Annotated in this window: 1 protein-coding gene; it reads right to left on the bottom strand. The window is 44.7% G+C overall.

All coding sequences use genetic code 11. The features are described from left to right. Window positions 1-795: urate hydroxylase PuuD (locus ACS8FC_RS16330; protein ID WP_439297550.1), on the bottom strand; the 795-nt coding region annotated here is incomplete at its 3' end. Window positions 796-821: the final 26 nt, after the last annotated feature.

Here is an 821-nt window from a genome sequence, read left to right as displayed (position 1 = left end):
AACGCCAACAAACACCAAGACCAACCAACCTTTTTCATGGGCATACATCATTGGATAGTGATTACTGATCATGGTAAAGATGAGTGGTAGGGTAAAGTAGTTGTTCATCAATGATCTATTCTTGGCTTGTAGCGCCAATTCAGCCACTTCTTTACCCGGTTTTTCACCGCGCCTTACGCAATCTACGAGGGCGCGCTGTGCCGGCATAATACCGAAGAATACGTTACCTACCATCACCGTACCCAAAATAGCACCAATATGGATAAATGAGGCGCGATCACTAAACAGCTGGTACGAACCCCAACAGGCAATGATCAAAAGAATAAAAATCAATGTACTAAATATTAGGGCATTTTTACCCAAATGACTGCGCACAATGACTTCGTAAATAAAGTAACTACCAAATAAAAACAGCAAGCTTGTCGCAATGGCACCGATACTAGTAAAAGGCACTTTGCTTGGATCGATCAGGTAGGCAGTTGCATTGGCATAATAGACGATCGACATCATCGCCGCACCCGTCAGCCAAGTGGTATACGCTTCCCACTTAAACCAATGTAGCGTCTTTGGCATTTCCTCTGGTTCGAGTTTGTATTTGGCAATCTCATAAAACCCGCCGCCATGGACGGCCCAAAGATCACCCGAAATGCCTTTGTCTGCTTTCCACTGTGGCGGTTTGCGTAGGCTTAGATCTAGCCACACAAAATAAAACGATGCACCAATCCATGCCACCCCTGCGATAACATGAAACCAGCGAAAAAATAAACTCAACCATTCGAGAAGGTAAGCGCCCATGTGATAAATGTCCTTTAATATGGCGG

The sequence above is a fragment of the Psychrobacter sp. 1Y4 genome, from assembly GCF_051847555.1.
The sequence above is the reverse complement of the archived record's forward strand: the minus strand, read 5'-3'. Positions and strand labels throughout refer to the sequence as shown.